The following is a 21,234-nucleotide window of genomic DNA, read 5'->3' on the forward strand; positions in this document are numbered from 1 at the left end:
CCCGAAACCAGTTAGCCGTACAGGACGTCGTGGTTGAGGTGGGCTATGACGTCCATGCCGATGCCTTTGGGGCACGCGGCGACGCATTCGCCCATCTGGGTGCAGCCGCCGAAGCCCAGGTCGTCTTGCGCTTCGACCATGGCGGCCGCCCGCGCGGCGCGTTCGGGTTGGCCTTGCGGCAGCGTGCCCAGGTGGGCGACCTTCGCCGCGGTGAACAGGGTTGCCGAGCCGTTCGGGCAGGCCGCGACGCAGGCGCCGCAGCCGATGCATGCCGCCGCGTCGAAGGCGCGGGACGCGTCCGCTTTGGGCACGGGCACGGCGTTGGCTTCCGGGGCGCTGCCGGTGGGTGCGCTGATGTAGCCGCCCGCCTGGATGACCTTGTCCAGCGCCGACCGGTCGACCACCAGGTCCCGGATCACCGGGAAACCCTTGGCTCGCCACGGTTCCACCGTGATCGGCCGGCGGGTCGGCAGGTCACGCAGGTACAGCTGGCAGGTCGTCGTCTCGCGGCGGGGGCCGTGGGCGCTGCCGTTGATCATCATCCCGCACATGCCGCAGATGCCCTCGCGGCAATCGTGGTCGAACGCCACCGGGCGCTCGCCGGCCGCGATCAGCCGCTCGTTCAGCACATCGAGCAGCTCCAGGAACGACATGTCCGGCGACGCGTCCTCGACCTCGTACGCGACGAGACGCCCCGGGTCGTATTCGCCGGCCTGCCGCCAGATCCGCAAGCGCACCTTCATCGGTAGCTCCGCGTGCTCGGCTGGACCTCGGTGAACACCAGTTCCTCCTTGTGCAGCACCGGCACCTGCCCGGTGTACTCCCATGCGGCCACGTAGCTGAACTCCTCGTCGTTGCGCAGTGCGTCGCCGGTGGCGGTGCGGCTCTCCGTGCGGTAGTGCGCGCCGCAGGACTCGGTGCGGTGCAAGGCATCCACGCACATCAGCTCGGCCAGTTCGAGGAAGTCCGCGACCCGCCCGGCCCGCTCCAGCGCCTGGTTGAGGCCGTCCGCGTCCCCGGAAACCCTGACGTCGGCCCAGAACTCGGCACGCAGCTCGCGCACCCGGTCCAGGGCCTTGCGCAGACCCGGCTCGTTGCGTTCCATCCCGCAGTGGTCCCACATCAGCCGGCCCAGCTCGCGGTGGAACTCGTCGACGGTGCGGTGCCCGTCCACGGCGAGCAGCGCAACCACACGGTCGTGCACATCCCGCTCGGCCTCGCTCACGGACTGCGGGTCGACCGAGTCGAACGGCGCGTCGGCCAGGTAGTCCGCAATGGACACCGGGAGCACGAAGTACCCGTCGGCCAGGCCCTGCATCAACGCGCTCGCGCCGAGCCGGTTGGCGCCGTGGTCGGAGAAGTTGGCCTCGCCGATCACGAACAAGCCGGGGATGGTGCTGCGCAGGTCGTAGTCGACCCACAGACCACCCATCGTGTAGTGCACGGCGGGGTAGATGCGCATCGGCGAGGTGTACGGATCCTCCGCCGTGATCCGCTGGTACATCTGGAAGAGGTTGCCGTACCGGGCCTCGACCGCTTGGCGGCCGAGGCGATTCAGCGCGTCGGCGAAGTCGAGGTAGACGCCGAGCCCGCCCGGGCCCACGCCGCGGCCCGCATCGCACACCTCCTTCGCCGCACGAGACGCGATGTCGCGCGGGACGAGGTTGCCGAAGCTGGGATACATCCGTTCCAGGAAGTAGTCGCGGTCCTCTTCAGGGATCTCGGCGCTCGGCCGCGGATCGCCGGCCTCGCGGGGCACCCACACCCGCCCGTCGTTGCGCAGCGACTCGCTCATCAAGGTCAGCTTCGACTGGTGCGCGCCGCTGACCGGGATGCACGTCGGGTGGATCTGCGTGAACGCGGGATTGGCGAACAACGCACCACGCCGGTGAGCCCGCCAGATCGCGGAGGCGTTGCTGCCCTTGGCGTTCGTCGACAGGTAGTACGTGTTGCCGTAGCCGCCGGAGGCCAGCACCACGGCGTCGGCCAGGTGCGTGGAGACCTCGCCGGTGACCAGGTCGCGCACCACGATCCCGCGTGCCCGTCCGCCGGACACGACGAGGTCGAGCATCTCGGTGCGCGGGTGCATGGTCACCGTGCCCGCCGCGACCTGCCGGGACAGCGCCTGGTACGCGCCGAGCAGCAGTTGCTGGCCGGTCTGACCGCGGGCGTAGAACGTGCGCGAGACCTGGGCGCCGCCGAACGACCGCGTCTCCAGCAGGCCGCCGTAGTCCCGGGCGAACGGCACGCCCTGCGCCACGGCCTGGTCGATGATCTGCACGCTCAGCTCGGCCAGCCGGTACACATTGGACTCGCGGGACCGGAAGTCGCCGCCCTTGATGGTGTCGTGGAAGAGGCGGTGCACGCTGTCGCCGTCGCCCGCGTAGTTCTTGGCGGCGTTGATCCCGCCCTGCGCGGCGATGCTGTGCGCGCGGCGCGGGCTGTCCTGGAAGCAGAACGCCGCGACGCGATACCCCAGCTCGCCCAGCGTCGCGGCGGCCGAGCCGCCGGCCAGGCCGGTGCCGACCACGATCACCGAGCGCTTGCGCCGGTTGGCCGGGCTGACCAGCCGCGCCTCGAAGCGGCGCCGTTCCCAGCGGCCCGCCAGCGGGCCGTCGGGCGCGCGGGTGTCGGCGATCGGGGCACCTGTGGTGTAGTCCATTACTTCACCAGTCCGAAGTAGACGGAAAGCGGAACGACCGCGAACCCGGCGGTGACCAGGACGGCCAGGCCGACGGCGACCGGTTGCACGGCACGCGCGGAGCCGAGGCTGCGCAGTGCGCTCGCCGCGCCGTGGCGCAGGTGCAAGCCCAGCGCGACGACGGCGAACAGGTAGAACAGCACGACGTACCAGCGCTGGAAGCTCGCCACGACGTTCGCGTAGTCCTCGCCGGGCACGCCGTGCGGGTTCACGGTGCCGGTCGTGATGTCCAGCACGTGGTAGACCACGAACAACGCGATCAGCACGCCACCCCAGCGCATCGTCCGCGCCGCGTAGCTGCCGTGCACACGCGGACGGACCTGGTAGGCGACCGGGCGCGCGGCGTGGGCCCGGCGGGCGAGCTGGACCGCGGCCGTCATGTGCAGCACGACCGCGGCCACCAGCACCACCCGGGCGATCCAGATCAGGCCGCCGTAGCCGAACGCGCCCGCACCGAGCCCGCGCAGCCAGCGCCCGTAGCCGTCGAGCGACTCCGGCCCGACGAAGATCTTGAGGTTGGCCGCCATGTGCGCCACGACGTAGAGCAGCAACACCACGCCGGTGACCGCCATGACCGCCTTCTTGCCCACGGTGCTGCTCCACAGCCGGGGCGCGGTGAACGTCGCCATGTCCTCGACCGTAGGAACGTCACGACGCTAGGTCCAATATATGGAAAAGCTCATGACGATAGACTGAGGCTATGACCCTGCAGCAACTGGTCTACTTCCTCGCGGTGGCCGGCACCCGGAACTTCACCCGGGCCGCCGAGCTGACCCACGTGGCCCAGCCCTCGCTGTCGAAGCAGATCCAGAGCCTGGAGACCGAGCTCGGCGCGCCGCTCTTCAGCCGCGCACGCGGGCACGTGGCGCTGACCCCGGCGGGCGAGGCGCTGCACCCGATCGCCGAGCGCATCCTGTCCGATGTGGACCTCGCGCGCCGCGAAGTCGGTGAGCTGCTTGGCCTTCGCCGCGGCCGAGTCCGCATCGGTGCGACGCCGAGCTTGTGCGTGAGCATGCTCGCCGACGTGCTGCGCCGCTTCCACGCCGAGGCCCCCGGAGTCCGGCTGGTGGTGCACGAAGGCGGCTCGCAGGACCTGACGGCGGCCCTGGTGCGTGGCGAGCTGGACCTCGCGTTGGTGATCGAACCGCCGCAGGGCCTCGACCCCGCGTTGGAGACAACGCCCTTGCTGCGCGAGGAACTCGTGGTCGCGACGGCCGCGGGCGCGGAGCCGCCGCGTGCGGTGCGCATCACGTGGTTGCGGGACAAGGACATGGTGATGTTCCGCGACGGCTACGACTTGCGGGAAAGCACCTTGCAGGCGTGCCACCAGGCCGGGTTCGAGCCGCGGTTCGCCGTCGAGGGCGGCGAGATGGACGCGGTGCTGCGGTTCGTGGAGTCCGGGCTCGGGGTCGCGGTGGTGCCGAGCATGGTGCTGGCGAACCGGCCGTTGCTGGGTTCGGCGAAACTGACCCCCGCCCTGACACGCACGGTGTCGTTGGCGCACCGCAAGGACGTGACGCCGACTAACGCGGCGCGGGCGGTGCGCGAAACGCTGACGACGTTCCTGCGCGACGCGCCGCTTGCGGGCGTTATAGCGTGATCGCATGTCCCGACTGGTCGAAGCACTGGACGCGCAGGCGGCGACGGCCGGGGTGATGCGCCTGCGCGACTGGGCGCACGCGGAACTGGCCGCGCGACCGGGCGAACGCGCACTGGACGTCGGCTGCGGAACCGGCTCGACGACGATCCAGTTGGCTGACGCCGCGGGAACCGCTGTAGGTGTGGAGCCCAATGCGGAGGTGCGTGCGGAGGCGGTGCGGCGCGCCGCCGGCTCGGCGAGCTTCGTGGCCGGGGATGCTTGCGCGCTGCCGGTGTCGGACGCGTCGATCGATGTCTTGTGGTGTGAGCGGGTTTTCCAGCACTTGAAGGCGCCATCGGTGGCGGCCGCGGAGTTCGCGCGGGTGTTGCGGCCGGGTGGACGGGTGGCGTTGCTGGACACCGACTGGGCCACAACGATCTTGCATCCCGGCGATCCCCGGGTGGTGGCCGCAGTGAGCGAAGTGCCGATGCCGCAACCGTTTGCGGGACGCATGCTGGCGGGCTGGCTCTCCGCGGCCGGGCTGGAGATCGACGACGTGGGCTCGCAGGCGTTGATCCGGCCGCACGACGAGGTGGCCTGGGACCTGGTGCGGATGATGGCGGACGGGGCGCTGCGGCGTGGGGCCATCTCGGAAGCCGACCGCGACCAGTTGTTCGGTGAGCTGGCGGAGGCGGCCGAGCGCGGCGCCCTGCACTTCTCGGTGACGATGTTCGGTGTGGTGGCGCACCGGCCGTAGTCACCAGGACTCGGGTGGCTCCACGAACGCCTTGCCGAGGTCCCGGCACAGGCCCAGCGCGCGCGTGGCCCACGAAGCCGAGGCGCCGGCCATGCCACACGTGGGCGTGGCCACGGCGAGATTGGCCAGCGTCGAGCGAGCGAACCCGAGCCGGTCGGCCAGTCGCAACGCGGGCCCGGCGACCTCGGCGAGCGTGACCGGCCTTCCGGGGTCGACGCTCGGCACCAGCCCCAGGAACAAGACGACCCCGGAATCCCAGGCCTCGCCCAATTCGTCGGCCACCGCGGTGGGCAGCCCGTCCAACGACGTCGCGTCCAGCGACAACGCCCCGGCGCCGGCGGACGCCAGCAGGCCGACGGGTGGTCGCGCGGCACAGCAGTGCACGACGACCGGCTGCCCCGTGACCGCGCCGGCGGCCTCGATCACGCCGTGCAGCACGTCGCGGGCGTCGGGCTCGGGCACCGCGGGCACGTTGCCGTAGCCCGACGGCGTGGGCAGCGCGCCGGCCAGGACGCTCGGCAGCGACGGCTCGTCCAGTTGCACCACAACCGAAGCGCCGATCCGCTTGGCCACCTCGGACACGTGCGCGGCCAGACCTTCGTTCAACGACTCGGTGAACTCCCGCAACGCCCCCGGATCGGTCATCACCCGTCGCCCGCGCGGCAGTTCGATCCCGGAGGTCAGCGTCCACGGCCCGGCCGCCTGCACCTTCACCACGGACGGCCGCACCCCGGAACGCTCGACGGCCTCCTCGAACGCGTCGAGATCACGGCGCAGCGAGTCGACGGCCCGCCGGTGGTCGCCGCCGGGGCGCGCGGTGACCCGGTAACCCGACGGCACCTCCTCGACCGCCAGGTCGACCAGCAGCGCGGCGGACCGGCCGATGATGTCGGCCCCGAGACCACGCGCGGGCAACTCGGGCAGGTGCGGCAGCCCGGGCAACTCGCCGACCACGACCGAGGCGGCTTCGACGGGGTCCACACCAGGCATCGAACCGACGCCGGTCGCGGTGCCCGGCCGCCATGGAGTACTCACGCGCCCAGTGTCCAGGGTCACGGCACGGGCGCGCAGGCCGGGGTTTGGTCCAAGGTGGAGGCATGACCCTCCCGACCTCCGCCGACGTCTCCGCCGCGGCCGACCGGATCCGCGGCCGGGCCCGGCGCACCCCGGTGCTGCGCGCGGAACTCGACGGCAGCCCGCTCGTGCTCAAGCTCGAACTGGTGCAGCTGACCGGTTCGTTCAAGATCCGCGGTGCCCTCAACGCCCTGCTCGGCGGCTCCCGGCCCGACCGCGTGGTGACCGCGTCCGGCGGCAACCACGGCTTGGCCGTCGCCACCGCGGCCCGCCTGCTCGACCTGCCCGCCACCATCTACGTGCCCGAACCCACGCCCGCGGTCAAGGCCGACGCGATCGCCGCCACCGGCGCGAAACTGGTCCGCGGCGGCGCGAGCTACGCCGAGGCCGCCGAAGCCGCGCAAGCCGATGCCGACGGCGCCCGCTACCTGCCCGCCTACGACGACCCGCTGGTGGTCGCGGGCCAGGGCACGCTGGCGGCGGAGGTCGTGGCCGACGCGCCGGACGTGGACAACCTCGTGGTCGCGGCGGGCGGCGGCGGGCTCGCGGCCGGAACCGTGCTCGGCAGCGGCGGCCGGAACGTGGTCGTGGTGGAGCCGGAGGGTTGCTCGGCCGTGCACCAGGCTTTGAAGGCCGGGCGTCCGGTGGACACGCGCGTGGCTTCGGTCGCGTCGTCGGCGTTGGGGGCGACCCGCGTCGGCGAGATCCCGTTCGCGGTGCTGAAGGATGCGGACATCCGATCGGTCCTGGTCAGCGACGAGGAAATCCTCGCGGCGCGGGACGTGCTGTGGTCGCACTTCCGCCTGGCCGTCGAGCCGGCCGCGGCCGCGCCCTTGGCCGCGTGGCTCGCGGGGCGGGTGCCGGGTGAGCTGCCTTGCCTGGTCGTGTGCGGGGCCAACGCCGCCTGGACCCCGGCTTAGCGGTTTTCCACAGGCACCTAGTTGTCCACAGATTCGGCCGCTCCACCGTTTTCGCTGGTCAGAGCCGATAGGCTGGTTTCAGGGGTGCCCTCGGGAGGGCGGGGGCTGCCCTCGCGCGCGCGAGAAATACCGGCGCCGGGTAGGGCGAAATGGGTGTCCTCCACCCAGCCCCACCGCTTCAAGTGCGGCACGTAGACCTTGGTCCACCCGCTCGAGTGCTCGTCGGTCACGCGCACGTGCCAGCCGGGGAACACCGTGCCGATCACGAACCGGTTGGCCGTGTCGCGCAGGGTGCCCATCGAAAGGACGGTGCGAGCGCCGGTCACGCGGCCGGCCGACGGCCGGAACGTCACCGGCCGGTAGTGGTCGCTGGTGACCGCGCTGCGGCCCTCGAGCTCCCGCAGCGGCACCACGCGACCGGACGGGTAGCGGCTCAGCGAAGTCGGAAACGCTTCGCCCCCAAGGGAAGTGCCGATGCAGTCGCGGCGCACGAAGCCCCACGCCGGGTGCGCGGTGCTGTCGCGGTACTTGTCGTCGGCGACCACCGACCACGTGGCGTCCGCGTTGTACAGCCAGGCCACCGTGTCGCCCGGGGCGATCCGCCAGCCGATGTCGTTGCCCGGCGCGCGATCCCCCGGGTAGTTCGGGTGCACGTCGCACGCCTGGGCCACCGAGTAGTCGAGGACGAGCGACACCTGGCGGGTCCGGATCGGGGTGCCGCCGGCCGCGACGCCCACCGTCGCGGCCGAGGCGGCCACGACGAGGCACGCCCCGATGGCCAACCGCAGGTGCTCTCGCATGGCTCCACGATCGGTCATGGGGCGTGTCCACCAGGCCCGTCACTGCACGATCCGGCAAACCTTGTGCACGGGATCAGTTCCCGAGCGTGGCCCCGGTCTCCAGCAGCGACTTCAAGTCACTGAGCACCCACGCCCAGCCACCGCCCGCGCCCTTGTCCTCGTCGGTGCCCTCGATCATCTGGCCGATGCCGGGCGCGCCGGTCACGTCGTGCGAGACGGTCAGCTTGACCCCGCCCGACGCCACTTCCTTGATCTCCCACGTGAGCGTGGTGAAGCCCTCGGCCGCGAGACCCGGGTCCATCAGCATCCGCCAGGTGACGACCAGTCTGTTCGGCGCGTCGGCCTCGACGACCTCGCCGTCGACGATCACGTCGGGGGTCGGGAAGCCCATGTCCTCACCGGCCTTGACCATGGCGTCGCTCGGGTGGGTCCGGTAGGGCGCACCGGGGGTGAGGTCGTAGTCGGTCTTGCCGCCGTAGCCGTAGCGGTCCGTCCACTCGGGCTTGGTGATCGCGTCCCACACGGCCTGCTTGGTCGCCTTGATGTAGATCCGGTAGACCTGCACGGTCCGGGCAGAGGTGGCGGTGGTCATGGCTGTTCCTCCAGTCGGCGTTTGAGCTCGGTGAGCGCCGAGACCTGGCGCTCGGTGTACTTGTCGATCCACCGGTCGTGGATCAGCTGGATCGGCACCGGGTTGAGGAAGTGCAACTTCTCCCGGCCCTGCTTGCGCGTGATGACCAAGTCGGCCTCTTCGAGGACCTTCAGGTGCTTCATCACCCCGAACCGGCTCATCTCCAGTTCGGACTCCAGCTCGGTCAGCGTGCGGCCGTCCCGTTCGAACAGCCGGTCCAGCAACAGCCGCCGGGTTGGGTCGGCGAGGGCCTTGAAGACCTTGTCGCTTCCGTCGCTCGGCATGACAGAAAGATATGTGACCAAAAGGTCACATGTCAACTGGCAAGATGACCCGCATGGACGAAGGGGCGTTCGCGGAGCTGGTCGCGGCCCACCGGCGCGAGCTGCACGCGCACTGCTACCGCATGCTGGGCTCGGTCCAGGACGCCGAGGACGCCGTGCAGAACGCGCTGCTCGGCGCGTGGCAGGGGTTCGCGTCGTTCGAGGGCCGCAGCTCGGTGCGCCCGTCACTCCACTGTGGACACAATGCTCGAGGGGCGCGTGACGCACGCGGCCTTCGAGACCAACTTCCGCGCCGAGGTGGCGGCTCCCGCGAGCCGCGAACTCGCCGAGGAGGTCGCAACGGCCGGCGTGACCAATTGCGGGCCACACCGCAATGCTGATTGCCTTTGCCAACACCTCGGGATCAGACGGAAATTCCGCGAGCGGTTCGTCGGCGCGTTCCACCCGGCCTACGGCCCACGCCCAGCGCTCACGAAACCCCGATTGTTGACGGTGAATAGCCAACCGAACACGGTGTGCGAGTACCTGGCGACCGCGATGCCATTTCGTTACCGCCTGGCCTCGGGCGCGTATCTAATCGGCAAGACCCGGCGATGTACCTTTGCGCGCATTCGTTTGCTTTTGGGGGTATGAGGAAGGGTGTCATCACATGGCGCAGTTCGACGCTAAGCGAGTCTCCACCTTGGAGTGGGCGGGGATCGGCGCGGGCGTGCTGGCGTTGCTGGCAAGTTTGTTCCCGTGGTGGTCGGCCAGCGTTTCCGGCCTGATCAACACGAGCGTCAGCGCCAGCGCTTGGGAGGTCGGCATCGGCGGGTGGCTGCCCGTGCTGATGCTGATCGCCGCGGCGGTGCTGGTGCTCCTGCCGCACTTCGGCACCCAGGTCCAGCGGCTGCCGCTGATCTGGCTGATCCTCGCCGGGGCGGCCACGGTGATCATCGTGATCCGCTGGCTGACCATGCCCAGCGACAGCGAGTTCGGTGTGCTCCCCGCGGACGCCGGGTTCAGCGCCGGGACCAGCTTCGGCCTGTTCATCGGTCTCATCGCGGCGATCGTCTCGACCGTCGGCGCCGGCCTTGCCTTCCGCAACGCCTCCGCCCCGTCGGCCGCGGCCTGAGCCAAGGCCAGCCGAGCCAAGTCCACGAAGGACTCGCCCCGAGCCGGGGCGAGTCCTTCGTGCTGTCTAGGCCTCGACGACGAGCTGGGTGAGCACCTCGTCGCGGCGGGCGATGTACTTGTACGTCTGGCCGGGCGGGTCGAACGCGTAGAGCAGCTCGCGCAGGGAGTCGCGTTCGGACGGTCGGACCGCGATCCCGTCCTGCACCAGGGCCGCGGTCAGCTCGTCGACCAGCACACCCCATTCGCCCACGGCGTTGTACCGGCGCAGCTGGCTCAGCTCCGCGGCGGGCAGCCGGTCGGCGAGGCGGTCGAGCAGGGCCGCCGACTTGTCCCGCAACTCGATCGGTGTCATCGGTGTCATCGGTGTTCTCGCCGTCGTCCTCGGGTCGTTGGGGCTCACCAGGGCATCTCGATCAGGTAAGTGTCCGCGTCCTCAGCCTGGTCGGCACGGCGGCGGTGGCGGTCGGCGGCCAGCTCCGCGGCGTCGGCGCCGGCCTCGCTCTCCTCGGCCGCGCCTGCCTCCTCCGACGCCATGTCGTCGTCGCCGATGTGCTCGGCCTCCTCGGCCCGCCGCCGTTGCTCCTCGGCCTTGTGGCGTTCCCAGGCCGCGTCCTCGTCCTCCTCGTCGGCTTCTTCCCGCTCCTTCTCCGGGTCGATCTCTTCCTTGTCACCGTCGGGGTCGTCGGAGTCGTCCTCGGGGTTGATCGGCTGCGGGTCGCCGTTCTCGTCGTTGACCGCGACGCCCGGACCGTCCACCGGGTACGCGGTGACCACGTTGCCGTTCTCGTCGATGATCACCTCGACGCGCACGCCATCCCTTGTGCCCTCGGCGATCCAGTTGCCGTTGCGTTGCTGGCGTGGCGGCTGGTCCGGGTTCTTGGCGACGTCGTTGACGTTGTCGATGATCTTGTCGTCGTCCCAGCTCTCCGGGAAGACCGTCTTGCCGGGCTTGCCGCTGTCGTGGTGGTGCCCACCGCCCCACTCGTCACCCCAGAGGATGTGGACCCGCCGGCCCTCGGCGTTGATCGCGTTGGGGTCCGGGTGCTCGGTCGGCACGTCCTCCCAACCGGAGTAGCGGCCTGGCCCGCGCCCGGCCGCCGGAGCGACCATTGTGGACATTTGCGGGGCCGGTGGCTTCGGGTGGGCGGCGGCGAGCGCGCGGGCCGCGTCGTCGCCGGAGCCGGTGACCTGCGCGCGGATCCGCTGCAGTTCGGTCGTGGCCGCGGCCTTGCCTTCCGGGGTGGTTGCCCGCTCGTGGTCGTCGACGACCGTGGTGACCGCGCCGTGCGCCCACTCGAGGGTGTCGGCGTAGCGGGACACCGCGTCCGCCGCGCCGCGGTAGGCGTCGCTGCCGCCGGTCCAGCTGGGCGTCGTGGCGCGCAGGTAGCCGGTGTACGCCTGGCGCGCTTCACCTTGCCATGGGCCGGGATCCGCGCCGTTCAGGTCCTGGTGCGCGGTGTCCACCGCGCCACCGAACGTGCGCCAGCCCTGCGCCCACGACCGCAACGCCTGCGGGTCGCCGGGGATCAACGCGCGGGGATCGGTGGTCTCGCCGAGCTCAGCCACCGGGGTACACCTTGGTCAGCGCGGCGGCCACGTCGGAGTCGACCCGTTCGTAGTGCTCGGCGACGGCGTGGAGCCGGTCGCCGATCGACGCGCTCTCGTCGGCGAACCCGCGTGCGGCGGCCCGGCCACGCGTGCCGAACGCCCGCAGTTCCCGGTCCAGCCCGTCGTGCCCGACGCTCACCCCGTCCTCGGTCGGCGCCTTGGCCACGCTTGCGCGCAGCTCGCCGGTGACCGCGTGCACGCGTTGCCCGGCCGAGCGCAGACCCGGCAAATGCGTGGCGAAGCCGTCGCTCACCGTAACCTCCCGTTACTCACTGGTACACAAGTACACGAAGGTCCGGCGCCGTGTTCGGGCGTATCCGTCCGATGCGACGGGGTTCACACCGCTCGCCGGCGCGCACGCGTGCCGCGTTCTTCGTGGTCGGTGACCACTCTCAACGAGAAGGCTTCCGGCCCGCTTCCGTCCGGCTTCCGCCGCCGTGCAGGCTTCGCGCTTCACCCGGCGTCACCGGGGGATCCGCTTCGACGCCATGCAGGACCCACGCCAGCACCTCGGCGCCACGGACCACCCGCGGCCCGGGCCGGTTGAAGTAGGCCGGGCCGTCGAGCACCCACACCTCGCTCAGCTCGGACCAGCCGGGCAGCCGCGTGAGGACCTCGAGTTCGGCCAGCGTGCGGTCCGGGCTGAACCCGCAGGGCGCGAGCAGGACGACGTCCGGCCGGGCCGCGACGACCGCCTCCCACGCGACGGGTTCGGTGTGCTCGCCCGGCGCGGCGAGCAGCGGGATCCCGCCGGCGGCGGTGACCTGCTCCGGCACCCAGTGCCCGGCGGGCCACACGGGATCGAGCCACTCGATCACGGCGACCTTCTTGCGTGGCTTGCCTTTCGTGCGACTGGTCAGCCGGTCCAGCCGGGCCCGCAACTCGGCCACCTTCGCCGCGGCGAGGTCCGGCACGCCGAGCACGTCGCCGACGACCCGCAGGCAGTCCAGCACGTCGTCGAGCGTGCGTGGCTCGAGGCTGACCACCTTCGGCCCGACGTCCATCACCCGCACGGCGTCGGACACCCGCTCGTAGGACAACGCGCACACGTCGCACAGGTCCTGGGTGAACACGACGTCCGGGGCGAGCTCGGCGAGCAGCTCGCTGTCCAATGTGTACAGCGAGGAACCTTGATGCCCCTTGCCGACCGCGGCCCCGATCTCCCGGCTGGACATGTGCTCGGCGTCGATGTCGCTGCCGGTCAGGACCGGAACGCCCGCGACCGCCGCCGGCGGCCAATCGCACTCGTGCGTCCGGCCGACGAGCTCGTGGGCCCGTCCCAGCCAGGCCACCAAGTCGGTCGCGGCGGGCAACAACGACACGATTCGCATGACCCCAGCCTAGTTCGACGTGCGCCGGGGGCGGAGCGCTCCGGCCGTCCACGATGGACAAGGCCGGGAAGCGGCCGTCGTCATCACAGGTACCGCTGGCCCGACTCGGCCTCGACGGCGGCCGCGATCCCCTTGCGGCGGGCGAAGATCCGGGTGAGCACCTCGAGCGTCACGTACAGCGCCGCGTACTGCAGGCCACTGATCAACAGCACCTGGTCGACCGGCAGCGTGTACGCCAGCACCACACGCACCCCCGCGTCGAGCACCAGTGCGACGCCCCACATCGTGGTGATGGCACGCAGGACCCGCCGGTAGGTCGGCGAATCGCGCCACTTGAGCTCGGCGCGCTCGGCCGCCGGGCCGGTCAGGAACGTGCGCACCACCTGGAAGATGAACGGGGTCCGGGCCAGCGTGACCAGCATCCAGGCCCCGGCCGCCGCGGTCATCCAGCCGTCCTTGGCCAGCAGGAACCGCGGGCTGCCGGACACGAACGACATGCCGACGCTGAGGACCAGGATGCTGAGCGTGAACACGGCGAGCGTGTCGATCTTGCGCCGCTTGACCAGGGTGTACCCGGCGCGGATCCCCGGTGGCAGCACCCCGAGCAGCAGCGCCCACCACTGGTTCACGCCGAGCGCGCGCAGGCCGTAGAACATCGCGGCCGGTGCGACGAGGTTGACCGCCAGGTTGATGATCATCTGCTTGCGCAGCCCGGTCGGCGGTTCGGTCGCGGGCGGCGGCGTGGCCGCCATCGTCTGCGTGCTCATGTCGTGGTTCCCCCTTCGGTGGTGCGGTGCCGCCAGGTCTTGACGAGCACCGCGACGGTGCCGAGCACCAGCACGGCGATCGCGAGCCAGCTGACCCAACTGCCTTGCGTGGCAAGGGTTTCGTTGCCGAGCGCGGGGTTGAGCACCTTCGCCTGCCAGAACAGGACCGCCAGCGGCACGGTCGCGGCGAGCACGAGCACGCTGCCGAGCACCGCGGTCGGCACGGTCCACTTGACCAGGCGCAGGTTCAGCACGGCCAGCCCGACCCCGAACACGACCAGCGCGATGAAGTAGTAGATCCAGAAGCTGTCGAGCCCCGGGTCGAGGATCGGCACCCGCGCGCCGCCCGCGGTGGTCACCGGCATCGCCCGCTGGACGAACAACGCGACGATCAGCAGCACACCGAGCACGGCTCCGGCGCCGACTTCGGCCCACGTGGTCGACCGCCTGGTGTCGCCGAACGGCAACCGCGCGGGCGTCCACTTGTCGTCCTCGCTGTCGTGGTCGCCGTCGTCGGTGCCGAACCGGTCGACGAGCACGTACAGCAGGGTCACGCCGGCGAACACGTACACGGCCGCGGTCAGCGCGACGCCGAGCGGGCCGAAGATCGCGTCGCCCGCGTTGGCGTGCTTGACCCAGCGCCCGATCCCGTTGACCAGGTAGGTGATCGGCAGGATGGTCAGGAACGCGAACCCCAGCGCCCGCTTGTAACCCGGGTAGACGCCGGGTCCGATGAGGACGGTCGAGCGATCGGCGTAACGGGTGGCCAGGTGGTCCGGGTCGCCGAGCTCGGTCAGCGCGGCGTACTCGGCGTCCTCGGGCGACTCGCCGAGCTCGACCCGGGCCTCGACGTCGTCGGCGATCGACGACCGCAGCTCGCGTTCGATCTCCTGGCGGTGCCTGCCCGCCACGTGCCGCACGGTCGCGGCGACGTAGCGATCGGTCAGTGATGTGGTCACTACTCCCCCTCTTCGGTGTCCAGTTGGGTGAGCGCGGCGTCGATGGCCCGCCACTCGCGTTGCAGCGCGCGCGCCAGCCGGACCCCGTCGCGGCTGGTCCGGTAGAACTTCCGCGGCCGCGAGCCGCTGGTGTCCCATTCGCTGGTCAGCAGGCCCTGGCCTTCGAGGCGGCGCAGCAACGGGTAGAGCGTGTTGGCCGGGGCGGGTACCCCGGCGCGCTCCAGCGCGTCCAGCAATCCGTAGCCGTAACCCGGCTTCTGCAACGCCAGCAGGCTGGCGAGCACGACCGAGCCCCGCCACAACTCCTGCCGGTGCGCGTCCAGCAACTCGTCTCCGCTCACACGACACACGATACTGTGCGACACACACTATCGTCAACGCACGACAACGTGCGTGCTGCATCACTGTTGTGTCAAAGCCCGGCTGAGCAGCAGATCTCTTTGGAGATCACCCGGTCAGGGCATGGGTTCGCCAGGCGCTACCGCGAGCCGAAGTAACGGCTGCCTGCCTTCACTCGGTTGAACCAGCAGAGTGGGCCAAATGGGATGATCGGTTCATATAGGTGAACGGAGGGGCGCCATGACCGGGGGCGAGCTGCTGACCGGGTCACCGGCCGTTGAGTTCGGACTGCCCGAACCGGCCGAGATGATCTACCGGGCGATCGTCCAACGCGAGCGCGCCGACCCGGACGCGCTCGCCGACGACGTGGCGATGCCGGCCGGCGTGGTCAGCGAGGCCGTCGACCACCTCATGACGCTCGGCCTGGTCCAGCTGCACGACGGCGCGCTGGAGGCGATGCCGCCGCGGCTGCCGATGCAGGCGCTCGCCGACCGGTACGTGCGCGCGGCGGCCGCGGCCCGCGAGACCGCCGAGACGCTCGCCCGGGTCTGGACCCGGCAGTCCACCGGCCCGGACTACCTGGAGCCGCTGACCAGCACGGCCGCCGTCGTCGCGGCCGCCGTCGCGCTGCACGAACACGCGACCAAGGAGGTGCGGGCGCTGTCGATCGGCCCCAGCGGTGACAGCGCCCCGCCACCGCACCAGCACCCGGGCGCGGCCGAGGCGTTGCGCCGCGGCGTGGCCTACCGGGTGGTCTACGGGGCGCAGATCCTGCGGCAACCCGCGGTGATGGCGATGGTCCAGGAGTCGGCCGAGGCGGGTGAGGCCGCCCGGGTGTTCCCGACCGTCCCGTGCAACCTCCAGATCGCCGACGGCGAGCGGGCGGTGCTGATCGCGCCCATGTCCGGGCCGGAACGGTTGCACGGCCTGGTGTTCTCGCCGAGCGGCTTCCTCGACTCGTTGATCGAGGTCTTCGAGACCTACTGGACGCTGGCGATCCCGATCAGCGCGGGCAAGGTGGCCTTCGACGCCGAGCAGGGCCCCAACGACGACACCCGCAAGCTGCTCGCGCTGCTGGGGGCCGGGCTCACGGACGCGTCCATCGCGCGGGAACTCGGGGTGAGCGAACGAACCGTGACGCGGCGGATCATGGCGTTGCAGGACGCGCTCGCCGCCCGCAGCCGGTTCCAGCTCGGGGTGCAGGCCGCCCGGCGCGGCTGGCTCTGACGAGCAGTTCGCGCCGGGCGGGCCTTCAGATCACGCGGCCGACGTGGCCGGCTTGGCGTCCGGCTTCACGAGGTTCGGCAGCTTCTTCTCGAACTTCGTGTCCAGCTGCAGCGACGGCATCACCGGGAACGGCGGGGGCGTCGCCCGGGCCAGCTCGGCACCCCAGACCGACGCCTTGAGGCGCTGGTTCGGCGTGCCGTGGTGACCGGCGGAGGAGAACTGGCAGTCGCCGACCTCGTAGAAGGCCTGCTCCACCTGGTGGAGCTGCACGGCGTTCATCGCGAGGCCACGCTTGTGCGCCACGAAGTACGTGCCGAACGCGTCGGCCATCAGCTCCGTGCGACGGGTCGCCTCCGCGCCGGCGAGCGGGCTGTCGAACAGGCCGTCCTCGAACTGCACGTGGTGCGACATCTCGTGCCCGATCACGCCCTTGGCGCCAGTGGTGCCCAGGCCGAGGTGGTCGAGCGCGGTGCCGAGGCCCTCACCGAAGACCATCTTGTCCGGGATGCCCTGGAACACGGGGTCGGTCTCGCCCTCCGCGCTGAACGCGAACGCGTTGAGCGTGAAGATCGGGTTGCGGCCGCCGTCGAGCACCGGCGAGTCGTTCAGCACTTCCTGGATCAGGTCCGCTTCCTCGGACGCGGTCGCGTCGTCCAGGCCGAACAGGATCGCCATGGTGGCCGCCACGCGGTCGTGGTCGGTCAGCATGTCGTTCTGCATCGCCATGGTCTGCACGTCGAACAGGTCGACGTCCCAGAACTTCTGCGCCGCCTTGACCGTGTGGGTCACCGCGCCCTTGTACTCGGGCGTGAGGCCGTAGTCCTCGGTGTTGCCCGGCTTGCCGAAGAAGATGGCGTCGTAGGTCGGGTAGTCCAGCACGTCGAGGAAGACCAGGATCAGCAGGTCGTCGAACGAGATGCCGTCCAGCAGCGAGTTGGCGTACTCGGTGAACTGCGTGTCCTGGCACTGGTACTGCGTCGGATCGATCACGTTCGCGACGATCCGGTCCGGGGTGGAGCTGTCGATGTCCGCGGCGTCCCGGTGGCGGGCGAGGCGCTGCTGCCAGTCGGCCGGCAGCTTCGCGGTGATCGCGTCGAGCTTGGCCTGACCCGCCGGGCTCAACGTGTGGCCGCCGAGGTTGACGCGCAACGGGGCGACAAAGCCGACCGCAGCGGAAGCGTTGACCGGGGCAGCAGTCGTTGCGCTACTGGCAACGGCCTGGCCCGGGATCATCGCGACCGCCATGCCGACGACCGCTGCGGCGAACAGCGGGGTCCTTCGTCTCATGAGCGTGCCCTTCGTACGTGCGGCGTGCCCTCGCGCACGCCGGACCCGCTCAGTATTTGCAAGGTCACCCTCGGAGTACAGTGCTCACCTGTGGCGCAAACCAGCCATGGCGGACATCCGACAACTCGGTCAGGCCACCGCCTGCTTGAGCAACGCGATGATCTGCTTGCGCACGGCCGGAGTCATCTTGGTCAGGGCATACCCCATCGGCCACATCGGACCGTCGTCGAGCTGTGCGGCGTCGCTGAACTCGAGGGTCGCGTAGCGCATCTTGAACTTCGCCGCCGGCTTGAAGAAGCAGACGGGCTTGCCGTCCAGCGCGTAGGCGGGCATCCCGTAGTAGGTCCTCGGCGCGAGCGCCGGCGCGTGCTCCTTGACCAGTGCGTGCAACGCCTCGGCGAGTTCCTTGTCCGTGCCGGACATCTCGGCGATCTTGCCCAGCACGTCCTGCTCGCCGTCGACCTTGGCCGTCTTGGGGCTGCGACGCGCGCTCTTCTTCATCTCCTGCGCGTGTTCCTTCATCGCGGCCCGCTCTTCGGCGCTGAACCCGTCGTAGGTGCTCTTGGTGGCGGCCATGGCCGTGCCTTCCGTCGTCGGTGTGCTGGTTCCGACTTTATGCGCGCCCTGTGACCAGCGCTTCTCCATTCGTGCTCGATCGGAGGCTTGACGCCGCCGGGCGCGCGGAGCAGCGTATTCATCACGTGTTGATTTACGACCGCGGGGAGGGTGCACGATGACGGAGCGGGGTTTCCGGCTGGACGAGGTGGACTTCGACGGCGTCTACGAGGGCGGTTCGATCCTCAAGGGCGCCGACCTGCCGTTCGCCGAAGGCGTGCCGTGGGACATCAAGGCGCCGCAGCCCGCCGTGGTGCGGCTGGCCGACGCGGGCGTGCTGCACGACGAGGTGCTCGACGCCGGGTGCGGGCTCGGCGAGAACGCGATCTTCCTGGCTTCGCGCGGGTACCGCGTGACCGGTGTGGACGGATCGCCGGTGGCACTGGACACCGCGCGGGCCCGCGCGGCCGAACGTGGCGTGGACGTGACGTTCCTGCACGCCGACGTGACCACAATGGACGGTGTGGACGCGAAGTTCAGCACGGTGCTGGACAGCGCCCTCTACCACTGCCTCACCGCTTCCCAGCGCGACGCGTACGCCGCGGCGCTGGCCCGGGTCACGCTGCCGGGCGCGCGGTTGCACCTGTTCTGCTTCGCCGACGAGGGCAACGAGGGCTTCGGCCTGCCCATGACCGTCAGCCGCGACGACCTGCGCGAGCACCTGGGCAACCACTGGACCATCCGCGACATCGAACTGACCGAGTACACGACCGCGCTCAAGGGTGAGGCGTGGGCGGGGATGGGTGAGCGGTTGCACCGGATGGGCGTTCCCATGGACCCCGCGGACCGGTCGAAGCTGCGCACCGACGACCAGGGCCGGATCATCGGCCGGGTCTGGTATGTCGTGGCCGACCGCGCCTAGCGTCCCGAACGCGCGGCGGCGGACGCGTCAGCTCTCGGCCAGGTCGGCCGTCGCCGTGTGGCCGGCCTCCGTCGCACGGCGGAGGAACTCCGCTATCAGCTCCAACTCCGCCTCGCTGTAGCCGTCGCAGAGCTCGTCCATGGCGGTGTTCATGCCCGAATACAGGCGGAACAGCTCCGCGTTGCGGCCGCGGACCGCCCGGACGGCGATCGCGCGGCGGTCAGCGGAGTCCGGGTTGCGCTCGCGGACTATCCAGCCGCCCTTCTGCAGCCGATCGAGGATTCCGGTCATCGTCGCCGGGTGCAGGCCGGCCCGGCGGGCAAGCGTGCTCGGGCTCAGCGGGCCGTGGCGGGCGATCAGCTCGAGGCAGTCCAGGTCGACGTCCTTGAGCGTCAGACGCGCGCTGACCTGGTGGTTCAACAGCGAGAGCTGGTTGCGCAGCTCGCGCAGCGACTGCTTCACCGCCACGGTCGTCCGGCGTCGGCGACGACCGGCATCGCCACCTCTTACGGACTTCATATGATATGCTCCTCGTATTATCTGAAGTTCAGAGACAGGATAACCCGCCATGATCGTGCTCACCGGGGCGACCGGAGTCGTCGGACGCCTCCTGGCCGCCGAACTCGCCGAGGCCCATGAAGTTCGCGCCGTCACCCGCTCCCCGCGGGAAGCGGGACTGCCCGCCGGCGTCGAGGTCGTCGAAGGCGACCCGCAGCAGCCGGAAACCCTCACGGACGCACTGCGCGGCGCGGACGCGTTGTTCCTGCACTCCCGCGCCGTCGGCGATGCCGCCCACCGCCTCGTCGCGCTCGCCCGCAACCTCGGCGTCCGCCGGGTCGTCGCGCTCGCCGCGGCCAATGTGGACGATCCGCTCGACACGCAGCCGTCGCGCTTGCGCGGCGACCGCAACAAAGAGGTCGACGACGCGGCCGCGACGAGCGGTCTCGACTGGGTCAGCCTGCGGCCCAGCGCGTTCGCGCTCAACGCGCTGGCCGCCTGGGGTGGCCAGATCCGCGCGGGCGACGACGTCCGCTACGTGTACGCCGGCTTCGAGGAATCGCCCCTGGACGAGCGCGACCTGGTCGCGGCCCTGGTCAAGGCCCTCACCGAGGACGAGCTGCTCGGCCGGCGCATCGACCTCACCGGGCCGGAGTCGTTGTCGCACGAGGAGATGGTCCGGCAGCTCGGCGTCGCGCTCGGCCGGCCGCTGCGGTTCCACGAGGTGCCGGCCGAAGCCGCGGCGCGCGGCATGGTGGCAGGCGGGCTACCCGAGCCGTTCGTCACCGCGATGATGGCTCGCTACGCCGCGAACTGCACGCATCCGCAGTTCCCGCCGACGTCGGAACTCGAGAAGATCCTGGGCCGCCGGCCGCACACCTTCGCCGAATGGGCCGCCCACCACGTCGCCGACTTCGAGCCCGGGAGGGCATCGTGACCGCGTCCAGCGAACGGAAACTGGTCCGCTTCGCCAGCGGTGACAGCGAATGCGCCGCCTGGCACTACCCGGGGACCAACGGTGCCTGCGTCATCATGGCCGCCGGCGGCGGGGTGACCAAGGAACCGGGCACCGACCCGTTCGCCCGGCGGTTCCACGAGGCGGGGTTCACCGTCCTCGCCCTCGACTACCGGCACCTCGGGCAGAGCGGTGGCCGGCCACGCCAGGTCATCCGCGTCAAGGAGCAACTGGCCGACTGGCAGGCGGCGATCGAGTTCGCCACGACCTTGCCGGGCGTCGACCCGGCGAAGCTGGCGATCTGGGGCTTCTCCCTCTCGGGCGGCCACGTCCTGCGCGTCGCGGCCCGCAACCCCCGGCTGGCGGCGGCGATCGCCCAGACGCCGCTGGTCGACGGCCAGGTGGCCGCGCGCAAGACGATGCGTCACCGCAGGCCACTGCCGATGTTGCGGCTCATGGGCCGAGCGTTGCGCGACGCCGTGGGCAGCCCGCTCGGCCGGCCGCCCCTGCTGGTGCCGCTGGCCGGGGAACCGAGCACGGTCGCGTTCCTGACCACTCCGGACGGCCTCGACGGCGACCGGGCGCTCAACCCGGGCAACCGGTACCCGCAATGGCCGCAGACGGTCGCCGCCCGCACCACGCTCCGGATCGGCTTCTACCGGCCCACCCGGGACGCGGCCCGCGTGCGGTGCCCGCTGCTCGTCGTCGTCTGCGACCACGATCAGTCGGTGTTCGCCGAACCGGGCGTCCGCGCGGCCCAGCGCGCCCCCCGCGGTGAGCTCGTCCGGATGCCCGGCGGCCACTACGAGCCTTTCCTGGATGGGCACGAACAGGCTGTCGCGGCCGAGTTGTCCTTCCTGCACCGCCACCTGCTCGATCCCGCGCCGGCAGTTCGCCCCGCGACCGGCGCCGCAGCGCCGTGAT

The 21,234-nt window shown here is 70.9% G+C and carries 26 protein-coding genes and 1 pseudogene; 10 read left to right on the forward strand and 17 right to left on the reverse strand.

What is annotated here, in order from left to right; translation table 11 throughout:
• Positions 1 to 11: 11 nt before the first annotated feature.
• Genes EV186_RS22155 through EV186_RS22165 form a run of 3 tightly spaced genes read right to left on the reverse strand, consistent with a single transcriptional unit; the run spans position 12 to position 3,330 of the window.
• On the reverse strand, positions 12 to 743 hold the full coding sequence (locus EV186_RS22155) for a succinate dehydrogenase/fumarate reductase iron-sulfur subunit (RefSeq protein WP_133851196.1): 732 nt from the start codon (positions 741 to 743) through the stop codon (positions 12 to 14).
• Positions 740 to 2,662, reverse strand: coding sequence for a fumarate reductase/succinate dehydrogenase flavoprotein subunit (locus tag EV186_RS22160; protein WP_133851197.1), 1,923 nt, complete (start codon positions 2,660 to 2,662; stop codon positions 740 to 742). The genes EV186_RS22155 and EV186_RS22160 overlap by 4 nt, the downstream gene beginning before the upstream one ends.
• Positions 2,662 to 3,330 (reverse strand): succinate dehydrogenase cytochrome b subunit, encoded by a 669-nt coding sequence (locus EV186_RS22165; protein WP_133851198.1) that lies wholly within the window; start codon positions 3,328 to 3,330, stop codon positions 2,662 to 2,664. The genes EV186_RS22160 and EV186_RS22165 overlap by 1 nt, the downstream gene beginning before the upstream one ends.
• A gap of 71 nt (positions 3,331 to 3,401) precedes the next feature.
• On the opposite strand from EV186_RS22165, the gene EV186_RS22170 reads away from it, so the two are divergent.
• Positions 3,402 to 4,301 (forward strand): LysR family transcriptional regulator, encoded by a 900-nt coding sequence (locus EV186_RS22170; RefSeq protein ID WP_133851199.1) that lies wholly within the window; start codon positions 3,402 to 3,404, stop codon positions 4,299 to 4,301.
• A 4-nt stretch (positions 4,302 to 4,305) separates the two neighbouring features.
• Positions 4,306 to 5,037: a methyltransferase domain-containing protein gene (locus EV186_RS22175; RefSeq protein WP_133851200.1), complete on the forward strand. Its 732-nt coding sequence runs from the start codon at positions 4,306 to 4,308 to the stop codon at positions 5,035 to 5,037.
• Here EV186_RS22175 and EV186_RS22180 read toward each other — a convergent pair whose 3' ends face one another.
• Complete coding sequence (locus EV186_RS22180) at positions 5,038 to 6,072, reverse strand: methionine synthase (RefSeq protein WP_279538315.1); 1,035 nt, start codon at positions 6,070 to 6,072, stop codon at positions 5,038 to 5,040.
• A 62-nt stretch (positions 6,073 to 6,134) separates the two neighbouring features.
• On the opposite strand from EV186_RS22180, the gene EV186_RS22185 reads away from it, so the two are divergent.
• Positions 6,135 to 7,031 (forward strand): serine/threonine dehydratase, encoded by an 897-nt coding sequence (locus EV186_RS22185; RefSeq protein ID WP_133851201.1) that lies wholly within the window; start codon positions 6,135 to 6,137, stop codon positions 7,029 to 7,031.
• 17 nt (positions 7,032 to 7,048) lie between these two features.
• Here the strand turns inward: EV186_RS22185 and EV186_RS22190 are convergent, their stop codons facing one another.
• The 3 genes from EV186_RS22190 to EV186_RS22200 form a co-directional block, all read right to left on the reverse strand.
• Complete coding sequence (locus tag EV186_RS22190; protein WP_133851202.1) at positions 7,049 to 7,831, reverse strand: hypothetical protein; 783 nt, start codon at positions 7,829 to 7,831, stop codon at positions 7,049 to 7,051.
• Between the two features lie 73 nt (positions 7,832 to 7,904).
• Positions 7,905 to 8,423, reverse strand: coding sequence for an SRPBCC family protein (locus EV186_RS22195; protein ID WP_133851203.1), 519 nt, complete (start codon positions 8,421 to 8,423; stop codon positions 7,905 to 7,907).
• Positions 8,420 to 8,746 carry an ArsR/SmtB family transcription factor gene (locus EV186_RS22200; protein WP_133851204.1) on the reverse strand — a complete coding sequence of 109 codons (327 nt, stop codon included), beginning with the start codon at positions 8,744 to 8,746 and terminating at the stop codon, positions 8,420 to 8,422. Before EV186_RS22200 ends, EV186_RS22195 begins: the two co-directional genes overlap by 4 nt.
• Before the next feature lie 53 nt (positions 8,747 to 8,799).
• On the opposite strand from EV186_RS22200, the pseudogene EV186_RS40130 reads away from it, so the two are divergent.
• The 3 genes and pseudogenes from EV186_RS40130 to EV186_RS22210 all read left to right on the forward strand — a co-directional run.
• Positions 8,800 to 8,955: pseudogene (locus tag EV186_RS40130) on the forward strand (sigma factor); the annotation flags it as partial.
• Positions 8,956 to 8,989: 34 nt separating this feature from the next.
• A complete protein-coding gene (locus EV186_RS40135) occupies positions 8,990 to 9,379 on the forward strand; it encodes a hypothetical protein (protein ID WP_243754215.1) in 390 nt (129 codons plus the stop codon).
• Between the two features lie 16 nt (positions 9,380 to 9,395).
• Complete coding sequence (locus EV186_RS22210; protein WP_133851206.1) at positions 9,396 to 9,860, forward strand: hypothetical protein; 465 nt, start codon at positions 9,396 to 9,398, stop codon at positions 9,858 to 9,860.
• Positions 9,861 to 9,926: 66 nt separating this feature from the next.
• On the opposite strand, the gene EV186_RS22215 is transcribed toward EV186_RS22210, so the two are convergent.
• From EV186_RS22215 to EV186_RS22245, 7 genes are all read right to left on the reverse strand, one after another.
• Positions 9,927 to 10,214, reverse strand: coding sequence for a hypothetical protein (locus tag EV186_RS22215; RefSeq protein ID WP_133851207.1), 288 nt, complete (start codon positions 10,212 to 10,214; stop codon positions 9,927 to 9,929).
• A 44-nt stretch (positions 10,215 to 10,258) separates the two neighbouring features.
• Entirely contained in the window at positions 10,259 to 11,428 is a 1,170-nt protein-coding gene (locus EV186_RS22220; RefSeq protein WP_133851208.1) for an EndoU domain-containing protein, read from the reverse strand.
• Positions 11,421 to 11,723 (reverse strand): type VII secretion target, encoded by a 303-nt coding sequence (locus tag EV186_RS22225; protein WP_133851209.1) that lies wholly within the window; start codon positions 11,721 to 11,723, stop codon positions 11,421 to 11,423. Before EV186_RS22225 ends, EV186_RS22220 begins: the two co-directional genes overlap by 8 nt.
• A gap of 139 nt (positions 11,724 to 11,862) precedes the next feature.
• Entirely contained in the window at positions 11,863 to 12,801 is a 939-nt protein-coding gene (locus tag EV186_RS22230; protein WP_133851210.1) for a cobalamin-binding protein, read from the reverse strand.
• Positions 12,802 to 12,884: 83 nt separating this feature from the next.
• On the reverse strand, positions 12,885 to 13,568 hold the full coding sequence (locus EV186_RS22235; protein ID WP_133851211.1) for a VC0807 family protein: 684 nt from the start codon (positions 13,566 to 13,568) through the stop codon (positions 12,885 to 12,887).
• Positions 13,565 to 14,527: a permease prefix domain 1-containing protein gene (locus tag EV186_RS22240; RefSeq protein WP_133851212.1), complete on the reverse strand. Its 963-nt coding sequence runs from the start codon at positions 14,525 to 14,527 to the stop codon at positions 13,565 to 13,567. Before EV186_RS22240 ends, EV186_RS22235 begins: the two co-directional genes overlap by 4 nt.
• Positions 14,527 to 14,868, reverse strand: coding sequence for a PadR family transcriptional regulator (locus EV186_RS22245; RefSeq protein WP_133851213.1), 342 nt, complete (start codon positions 14,866 to 14,868; stop codon positions 14,527 to 14,529). The genes EV186_RS22240 and EV186_RS22245 overlap by 1 nt, the downstream gene beginning before the upstream one ends.
• Before the next feature lie 238 nt (positions 14,869 to 15,106).
• Here EV186_RS22245 and EV186_RS22250 point away from each other — a divergent pair, with 238 nt between their 5' ends.
• On the forward strand, positions 15,107 to 16,093 hold the full coding sequence (locus EV186_RS22250; protein WP_133851214.1) for a helix-turn-helix domain-containing protein: 987 nt from the start codon (positions 15,107 to 15,109) through the stop codon (positions 16,091 to 16,093).
• Positions 16,094 to 16,123: 30 nt separating this feature from the next.
• Here EV186_RS22250 and EV186_RS22255 read toward each other — a convergent pair whose 3' ends face one another.
• Together EV186_RS22255 and EV186_RS22260 are read right to left on the reverse strand one after the other, a co-directional pair.
• Positions 16,124 to 17,380, reverse strand: coding sequence for a hypothetical protein (locus EV186_RS22255; RefSeq protein WP_133851215.1), 1,257 nt, complete (start codon positions 17,378 to 17,380; stop codon positions 16,124 to 16,126).
• Positions 17,381 to 17,509: 129 nt separating this feature from the next.
• Entirely contained in the window at positions 17,510 to 17,956 is a 447-nt protein-coding gene (locus tag EV186_RS22260) for an iron chaperone (protein WP_133851216.1), read from the reverse strand.
• A gap of 157 nt (positions 17,957 to 18,113) precedes the next feature.
• Here EV186_RS22260 and EV186_RS22265 point away from each other — a divergent pair, with 157 nt between their 5' ends.
• Positions 18,114 to 18,857 (forward strand): class I SAM-dependent methyltransferase, encoded by a 744-nt coding sequence (locus tag EV186_RS22265; RefSeq protein ID WP_133851217.1) that lies wholly within the window; start codon positions 18,114 to 18,116, stop codon positions 18,855 to 18,857.
• A gap of 27 nt (positions 18,858 to 18,884) precedes the next feature.
• Here EV186_RS22265 and EV186_RS22270 read toward each other — a convergent pair whose 3' ends face one another.
• Positions 18,885 to 19,376 (reverse strand): MarR family transcriptional regulator, encoded by a 492-nt coding sequence (locus tag EV186_RS22270; RefSeq protein ID WP_133851218.1) that lies wholly within the window; start codon positions 19,374 to 19,376, stop codon positions 18,885 to 18,887.
• Positions 19,377 to 19,425: 49 nt separating this feature from the next.
• On the opposite strand from EV186_RS22270, the gene EV186_RS22275 reads away from it, so the two are divergent.
• Positions 19,426 to 20,292 carry an NAD(P)H-binding protein gene (locus EV186_RS22275; RefSeq protein WP_133851219.1) on the forward strand — a complete coding sequence of 289 codons (867 nt, stop codon included), beginning with the start codon at positions 19,426 to 19,428 and terminating at the stop codon, positions 20,290 to 20,292.
• Entirely contained in the window at positions 20,289 to 21,233 is a 945-nt protein-coding gene (locus EV186_RS22280; RefSeq protein WP_133851220.1) for an alpha/beta hydrolase, read from the forward strand. Before EV186_RS22275 ends, EV186_RS22280 begins: the two co-directional genes overlap by 4 nt.
• The last annotated feature ends 1 nt before the right edge of the window (position 21,234 follow it).

The sequence above is a fragment of the Labedaea rhizosphaerae genome, assembly GCF_004362825.1.
Lineage (GTDB): Bacteria > Actinomycetota > Actinomycetes > Mycobacteriales > Pseudonocardiaceae > Labedaea > Labedaea rhizosphaerae.

Coding starts and splice junctions, on each gene's coding strand:
- EV186_RS22155 (WP_133851196.1), bottom strand. CDS start 743: ATGAAGGTGCGCTTGCGGATCTGGCGGCAGGCCGGCGAATACGACCCG.
- EV186_RS22160 (WP_133851197.1), bottom strand. CDS start 2,662: ATGGACTACACCACAGGTGCCCCGATCGCCGACACCCGCGCGCCCGAC.
- EV186_RS22165 (WP_133851198.1), bottom strand. CDS start 3,330: ATGGCGACGTTCACCGCGCCCCGGCTGTGGAGCAGCACCGTGGGCAAG.
- EV186_RS22170 (WP_133851199.1), top strand. CDS start 3,402: ATGACCCTGCAGCAACTGGTCTACTTCCTCGCGGTGGCCGGCACCCGG.
- EV186_RS22175 (WP_133851200.1), top strand. CDS start 4,306: ATGTCCCGACTGGTCGAAGCACTGGACGCGCAGGCGGCGACGGCCGGG.
- EV186_RS22185 (WP_133851201.1), top strand. CDS start 6,135: ATGACCCTCCCGACCTCCGCCGACGTCTCCGCCGCGGCCGACCGGATC.
- EV186_RS22190 (WP_133851202.1), bottom strand. CDS start 7,831: ATGCGAGAGCACCTGCGGTTGGCCATCGGGGCGTGCCTCGTCGTGGCC.
- EV186_RS22195 (WP_133851203.1), bottom strand. CDS start 8,423: ATGACCACCGCCACCTCTGCCCGGACCGTGCAGGTCTACCGGATCTAC.
- EV186_RS22200 (WP_133851204.1), bottom strand. CDS start 8,746: ATGCCGAGCGACGGAAGCGACAAGGTCTTCAAGGCCCTCGCCGACCCA.
- EV186_RS40135 (WP_243754215.1), top strand. CDS start 8,990: ATGCTCGAGGGGCGCGTGACGCACGCGGCCTTCGAGACCAACTTCCGC.
- EV186_RS22210 (WP_133851206.1), top strand. CDS start 9,396: ATGGCGCAGTTCGACGCTAAGCGAGTCTCCACCTTGGAGTGGGCGGGG.
- EV186_RS22215 (WP_133851207.1), bottom strand. CDS start 10,214: ATGACACCGATCGAGTTGCGGGACAAGTCGGCGGCCCTGCTCGACCGC.
- EV186_RS22230 (WP_133851210.1), bottom strand. CDS start 12,801: ATGCGAATCGTGTCGTTGTTGCCCGCCGCGACCGACTTGGTGGCCTGG.
- EV186_RS22235 (WP_133851211.1), bottom strand. CDS start 13,568: ATGAGCACGCAGACGATGGCGGCCACGCCGCCGCCCGCGACCGAACCG.
- EV186_RS22250 (WP_133851214.1), top strand. CDS start 15,107: ATGACCGGGGGCGAGCTGCTGACCGGGTCACCGGCCGTTGAGTTCGGA.
- EV186_RS22255 (WP_133851215.1), bottom strand. CDS start 17,380: ATGAGACGAAGGACCCCGCTGTTCGCCGCAGCGGTCGTCGGCATGGCG.
- EV186_RS22260 (WP_133851216.1), bottom strand. CDS start 17,956: ATGGCCGCCACCAAGAGCACCTACGACGGGTTCAGCGCCGAAGAGCGG.
- EV186_RS22265 (WP_133851217.1), top strand. CDS start 18,114: ATGACGGAGCGGGGTTTCCGGCTGGACGAGGTGGACTTCGACGGCGTC.
- EV186_RS22270 (WP_133851218.1), bottom strand. CDS start 19,376: ATGAAGTCCGTAAGAGGTGGCGATGCCGGTCGTCGCCGACGCCGGACG.
- EV186_RS22275 (WP_133851219.1), top strand. CDS start 19,426: ATGATCGTGCTCACCGGGGCGACCGGAGTCGTCGGACGCCTCCTGGCC.